The organism is Mastigocoleus sp. MO_188.B34 (assembly GCF_030065675.1).
Lineage (GTDB): Bacteria > Cyanobacteriota > Cyanobacteriia > Cyanobacteriales > Nostocaceae > Mastigocoleus.
The window spans coordinates 20164-27294 of sequence record NZ_JASJDK010000114.1 but is presented as its reverse complement, the minus strand read 5'-3'; the positions used below and the strand labels follow the sequence as shown (position 1 = coordinate 27294).

Annotated in this window: 2 protein-coding genes and 1 pseudogene; 2 read left to right on the top strand and 1 reads right to left on the bottom strand. The window is 38.6% G+C overall.

Features of this window, described 5'->3' with window-relative positions:
* Positions 1-856: pseudogene (locus tag QNJ50_RS22180) on the top strand (hypothetical protein); the annotation flags it as partial.
* A 172-nt stretch (positions 857-1028) separates the two neighbouring features.
* Here the strand turns inward: QNJ50_RS22180 and treS are convergent.
* Positions 1029-4418 (bottom strand): maltose alpha-D-glucosyltransferase, encoded by a 3390-nt coding sequence (gene treS / locus QNJ50_RS22175; protein ID WP_300639589.1) that lies wholly within the window; start codon positions 4416-4418, stop codon positions 1029-1031.
* A 1081-nt stretch (positions 4419-5499) separates the two neighbouring features.
* On the opposite strand from treS, the gene malQ reads away from it, so the two are divergent.
* Positions 5500-7017 carry a 4-alpha-glucanotransferase gene (gene malQ, locus QNJ50_RS22170; RefSeq protein WP_300639586.1) on the top strand — a complete coding sequence of 506 codons (1518 nt, stop codon included), beginning with the start codon at positions 5500-5502 and terminating at the stop codon, positions 7015-7017.
* The last annotated feature ends 114 nt before the right edge of the window (positions 7018-7131 follow it).

Genomic DNA, 7131 nt, shown 5'->3' with positions numbered 1-7131 from the left:
AGATGGTAAAACAATTGCTTCCGCATCTTTTGATGGAACAGTAAAGTTGTGGGATGCACAGAATCGTCAATTAATCTACACCTTGAAGGGACATAAAAACGAGGTTTCGAGTGTAGTATTTAGCCTAGATGGTAAAACAATTGCTTCCGGATCAACAGATGGAACAATAAAGTTGTGGGATGCACAGAATCGTAAATTAATCTATACCTTGGAAGGACATAAAAAGGGGATTAGGAGCTTAGTATTTAGCCCAGATGGTAAAACAATTGCTTCCGCATCAACAGATGGAACAGTAAGCTTATGGGATGCACAGGATCGTAAATTAATCCACACCTTGGAGGGACATAAAAACGAGGTGAGGAGCGTGGTATTTAGCCCAGATGGTAAAACAATTGCTTCCGCATCACCAGATGGAACAGTAAGGTTGTGGGATTGGAATTTTGATAATTTACTAACACGGGGTTGTAATAAACTTAGGGATTATTTAGTTAATAGTCCAGAGAAACTCCAAGAACTCAAGGTTTGTCAAAACCAGGAAATACTTAACGCAGCTGCTTCTACTTTAGTTGAACAAGGTGAGGTGTCAGCAAAAGATGGTGATTTGGAACAAGCTGTGGAGAAGTTTCGTAAAGCGAAGAAATGGAATCCGAAATTAGATCTTAATCCCGAGTCTAAAGCAAAAGCGATAAACTTAGTTGCTCAGGGTAGAGAAGTAGCACAAAAAGGTGATTTCAAAGGTGCTGTGGAGAAATTTAAACAAGCACAGCAACAAGATAATAATATTGACCTCAACCCTGAAACAGGAGAATTAGATAATAATCCGGAAGCGGTAGCTAGAGAACTTAAGAGCATGTAGGGTAGGCAAATTATTCTGCACCTATAGTTTAATCTTATTCTACTGATGAATATGTGCAGGGAAAATATTAATCGTGCATTACCCAAAAAATATTGGTAGAGACGTAGCATGCTACGTCTCTACATCATCATTTAGTATTGCGTTTGGGAAATCATTAACTGGAGATACCCAATTAATAGTTACCGTTGTTGTTCGACTCCAACAAATCAAACAACCGCTCCAAGGGAATTTCCACCATATCAGGACGATTCTTAAGTTCGTAATCTAGATCGAGGATCGCTTTCTCTAACACAAAAGCATCCAGCAATATTTGCAATTCTAGTGGTTCTTGAGGGAGAAATGGTGCATTTGCAGTTAATTCCATATAGGATTGCAGAAATGCAACTCCAGACCAAGTGTACATAAATTGGGTCCAATTTTCCATCGACGCCAAATTATCTGGACGAATTAAGCCGCTTTCCTTCTCATTGCGCAAACCGATACAGCTAGCATAATAAAAAGACTCTAGCATCGCAGCCACATCACGCAAAGGCGATCGCTTCATGCGACGTTCGCTTAAAGGACGGGAAACTTCCCCTTCAAAGTCGATAATAATAAAGTCTTTACCGGTGTAAAGTACATCTTCTAAGGAGTAATTACCATGACAGCGCGTCCGCATAGCGCTAATTTTTTGATTCAAGATTTTTTTGAATCTACCTAAAAGTAATTCTTTACTGTTAAGAACTGTTTGAGCAAGGGGTTGAATGTCAGAATTAAGATTACTCAATTGTTTTTTCAGTAATAACAGCGCCTGACCTGCTTGATTGCGCATATACTGATAAATCGAGCGCTGGTAAAATGAAGAGAATTGTTCAGCAGCAAATTCAGTATCTTCCTCATCCGCTGAAGCTAAAGCTATGTGTAATTCTGCGGTACGTTGTCCTAATAATTGAGCAGAACGCAAATAAGAACCCATTAACTCATAAGCCAAATCGGGAATTTTTACCTGTAAAGCTTCCACTAGAGATGATGGTGGGATGGGAATTTCAACATCATCATTTAATTTGACCATTACCTGCTCGAAAAAGTCCCGCAAGGTGTCCAAACTATATTCCCAACCATCGGTAATATCGGGAATATATTGACGTAAAATCCCTAAAGTAATTGGATGACTTCCATGACGACGATATTCTAAAGCACCAGCGATCGCTGCAAAATGTTCTGGTTGGGGTATACCCTTATTAGTAGAACTTTTAGTGAGAAAACAACCAACTTCAAAATCTGGGTTACTTCCTTCTTCTACCTTACGGAAAAGTTTAAAGAAGAAGCGATCGCCGTAAATGATGGCACTATTACTATATTCACCACCCAGTAAACGTGGTTCTAAATTTGCATGGGTTCCAGGATGTTTTTCGTGACTAAATAAATCCTTAAATGCTTCTGTTTGGGTTGCTGTAAGCTCGCCGACATTACCTTTATAGGTCTTTCCTTGGGCGATTGTATCTAAGGGGAAATCGAGAAATTCTTGATCACCAAAAGCATCAAACAAAACACCAATTTCATCTTTGTCCCGGAGTTTAATTTGAGCGACAACCTGATCTGGATTATTCTTTAAGCGGTTTTTACCCTTGCTACCGGCTTCATAAGCCATGGGAACAACATAAGTTTCCGGATCACCTTCAGTATAGTTAATCTGTAATAAAACTATTTCGATTTGACTATTACGGAAGGATAAAGGAAAGGTTTCGCGAATTTGGGCTGATTGAATAACCCGATTTTTCCCACCAAACCAAGGGTAACTACATAGATAATCAGATAAAACAGATTCTAAAGCAACCCTAGTTTCAGGCTTATTAAATACATTTTGCCAAGATTCGTTGATTTCTAATAGGGACGGTTCAGTGTAACCCCGTACTCCACAGGTAAGACTTGGTTGTAATTGGAGGGTAAACCAATAAAAGGTATGGGGAGCCAAACTTAAGAAATAAAGGTCGTCCCCAATGGGAGGAAATTGGGTGCGTCCAAAAATTTCCACCGGAACCATACCGTTAAATCCCGATAAATCCAGTTCTACCGTCTGGACAAATCGCGATAGATTCGCAACAACTAAAATATGTTCGCCGTTATAGGTACGAGTAAAAGCTAGCACCTTGCGGTTTTCTGGATACAAAAACTCAAATGTACCCCGACCAAAAGCCTGAAAACGCGCCCTAGTTGCCAACAGACGCTTCATCCACCACCACAAAGAATTAGAATTTTCCCGTTGGGCTTCGACGTTAATGGCTTCGTAGTGGTATTCCGCTTCAATAATTACCGGTGCGTACAACCTTTGGGGGTTACCGTTACTAAACCCAGAATTGCGATCTGCACTCCACTGCATCGGAGTTCTTACACCATTGCGATCGCCCAAGTAGATATTATCTCCCATGGCGATTTCATCGCCGTAGTAAAGTACGGGAGTTCCAGGTAAAGACATCAGCAAAGCGTTCATTAGCTTTATTGTACGCTGATTATTACCTAGCAAAGGTGCTAACCTTCTACGGATACCCAAATTTAACCTAGCTTGGGGATCTTGGGCATAAACCCGATACATATAATCTCGGTCTTGATCGCTGACCATTTCCAAGGTTAACTCATCATGGTTGCGTAAAAACAGTGCCCACTGACAGTTATTCGGAATTGACGGCGTTTGTTGTAAAATATCAGTAATCGGAAAACTATCTTCCTGCTGAACCGCCATAAACAAACGTGGCATCAGGGGAAAATGGAAATTCATATGGCACTCATCCCCAGCACCATAATACTCCACCGCATCTTCCGGCCATTGGTTTGCTTCAGCTAGTAACATCCGGTTGGGGAAATTCTCATCAATATGCGATCGCAACTTTTTCAAAAAACCATGGGTTTCATCTAGGTTTTCGCAATTGCTTCCTTCCTGTTCGTACAGATAGGGTACAGCATCTAAGCGTAACCCATCTACACCCATCTCCAACCAAAAATCCACCACCTCAAACAGCGCTTGTTGCACCTCGGGGCTTTCAAAATTTAAATCTGGTTGATGGGAATAAAAACGATGCCAATAATAAGCCTTAGCAATAGGGTCCCATGCCCAGTTAGAATTTTCGAAATCCTTAAAAATAATTCGCGCTTCCGAATATTTCTCTGGATTTTCACTCCAAACGTAAAAATTTCTTTCTTTGCTACCTGCAGGGGCTCTACGTGCCCGTTTAAACCAAGGATGTTGGTCGGAGGTGTGGTTCACAATCAACTCAATGATTACCCGAATACCTCGTTGGTGAGCAGCATTTAAAAAAGCTTTAAAATCTTCCAAATTGCCGTAGATTGGGTTAACACTGGTATAATCAGCAATGTCATAACCATCATCCCGTAACGGTGAGGGGAAAAAGGGTAATAGCCAAATTGCTGTCACTCCCAAATCTTGAAGATAATCTAACTTGGATGTTAAACCACGAAAATCTCCGATACCATCACCATCGCTATCCGCGTAAGCGCGTACCGGAACTTCATAAATTACTGCATCTTTAAACCAAAGGGGATCGTCTTTTAATAATGGATTTTGCATAATCATAATATTTACTGCCCTATTCCCATACGCTATTTTACAAAGCAGAATCACTGCTTAAGGTTCATTAAATGATCCATTGTATTTAATTTATTTGAAGTTTTGTGTTAGTACCTGCACTGAATTTGTCTGACTACTAATCTTGGGGATAAACCTGAGAAAATATTGATACTTAACTGAGACTTGTCTAAAAGTTAAATAAGAAAAAATAAGGAACCTGTTCCATAATTTTGAAATAGGTTTTTTATTCACTTTATCAGTTATATATTATACATATAACTCTAGTCAGATAATTTTTTAAATTCTATACCCCAAGTAGCTGTTATTTTGAGAAAACATAAGTCAAAATAAATGCAATAGATTTTTACCTCAAATTTGATGAATATGATAATGTTTTATGTCAACTTCATGGAAATCAAAAACTAATGATAACCTTTCCTATGCCTAATTTTTTTATTTTTTATCTAAATATCAGCGAAATCTCAGTTAACCATCACTTTTATCCCTGATATTAGTAAATATAGGAAAGAAAACACTCAAGGCAAAGTTTGAAAAATAAGAAGTTTATCACCAACAGATGTAGAAGAAAAACAGTATCTTTTCCTTATAACTTTGTGTTTTCAGTGTAGTTTCAGCCCTCACCCAAATATATCAATTAAAAAGTTGACTTGACTGAAATTATTGGTGATAAGTTTGGGGCTATTTTTAATCTCAACTATAATTTAAACTATTTTTTATCCTAATTTTTGCTCTAAGAATGACTAATTTCCGAATACAAAATATGCAGGGACAAAATAATCAATCACATAATAACCAATGACACAATTTATTTTAGTTGTTGACAATAGAGAATATGTCCGAGGGCTAATCCAGCTAAACTTGGAATAGATAACTTGTATTGAATCGATTAAATTTACTTTAGCTGTCTGAGCATAACTATGCCAGCTGTTGATAAACGTTAGGTAATTAAGCCAAGCAAAACATCAATCAAACATTGGTCATGAAGCTGATTTAACACATCCTTGAGCTTACTATCTTCTCCTTTTCTTATCTAGACACAACGTATTACTAGGAATTTGTCATGAGTTTTCCCAGAGCTAGCGGAATTTTATTACATCCAACTTCTTTACCAAGCCATCATGGTATAGGCGATCTAGGAGAATCTGCATATGATTTTGTTGACTTTCTGGTAAATAGCGGTCAAAAATTATGGCAAATTCTGCCTTTAGGACCAACAGGATACGAACATTCTCCCTACACAATGAATTTCAGTGCTTTTGCTGGTAATCCCTTGATGATTAGTTTAGAAAAACTAGTCACAGAAGGGCTACTAACTCAAGATGAATTAACCCCTCTATCTCCAGGCACAGAAGCGAATCTCCAAAGGGTCAACTTTGACGAAGTGATTCCCCATAAAACTCAAATCCTTAAACTAGCTTATCAACGATTTGAGAAATTTTTAGCAGAAAAATCAAATCCGGAATTTGAAGAATTTTGTCAATCACAGTCGTCTTGGTTGGATGATTATGTATTATTTATGTCTCTGTTAGAGACTAATGAATATAAAGCTTGGAATTGTTGGGATAAAGGTGTTGCACGCCGCGAACCCGATGCCCTCCAAGCTAAACATCAAGAGCTTAAAGACCAGATTTTATACCATAAGTTCCTCCAATTTAAGTTCTTCGAGCAGTGGAAAGAACTTAGAAAATATGCCAATGACAAGAATATTCAAATAGTTGGGGATATATCCATTTATGTTTGCCACAATAGTTCAGATGTGTGGGCAAACCCAGAAATTTTCCAATTAGATCCTGAAAGCCTAGAATCGGCTTATATTGCTGGTGTACCACCCGATTACTTTAGTGCTACGGGTCAATTGTGGGGTAATCCCGTTTACGATTGGGATAAATTAAAGGAAACTAAATATGCTTGGTGGATCGAACGTTTCCGTGCCACATTACAATATGTAGATATTGTTCGGATCGATCATTTCCGGGGATTTGAAGCTTATTGGCGTGTACCTGCTGGCGAAGAAACCGCAATTAATGGTGAATGGGTGCTAGCTCCTGGTGCAGAATTTTTTGAAACCTTAGGTAATAGTTTGGGTAGTTTACCAGTCATGGCGGAAGATTTGGGGATTATTACTCCCGAGGTCGAAGAACTGCGCGATCACTTTGATTTTCCAGGAATGCGTATTCTACAGTTTGCTTTTGGTGGCGATGCTGATAATCCTTATTTACCCCATAATTACATTCCCAACTGTGTAGTTTATCCCGGTACCCACGATAACGATACAGCCATTGGTTGGTGGCAAACAACTGGCGATGCAGAAAAACAGCATGTAGCAAAGTACTTGGGTTATAATTCCCCAGAAGAAGTTAAAGAAATCAACTGGGTATTTATTCGTATGGCTTTAGCTTCTGTGGGAGATTTAGCTGTTTTACCGTTACAGGATATTTTAGGTTTAGATAATTCGGCGCGGATGAACGACCCTAGTGTTATTCCTGGTAACTGGCGTTGGCGTTATAGTAGTTCTGATTTGTTAACTTCTGAGTTGAGTCAACGGTTGTTGGAAATGACTCAACTTTATAAGAGATAAGTTGAGACATCAATTTATTTTGTAAGAGCGCACATCAGTGCGCTTTGACCAAATAAGTATGAATATTAAATAGACCTCTCCGGAAATTAAATATGTATAACCCAAAATCCTTGT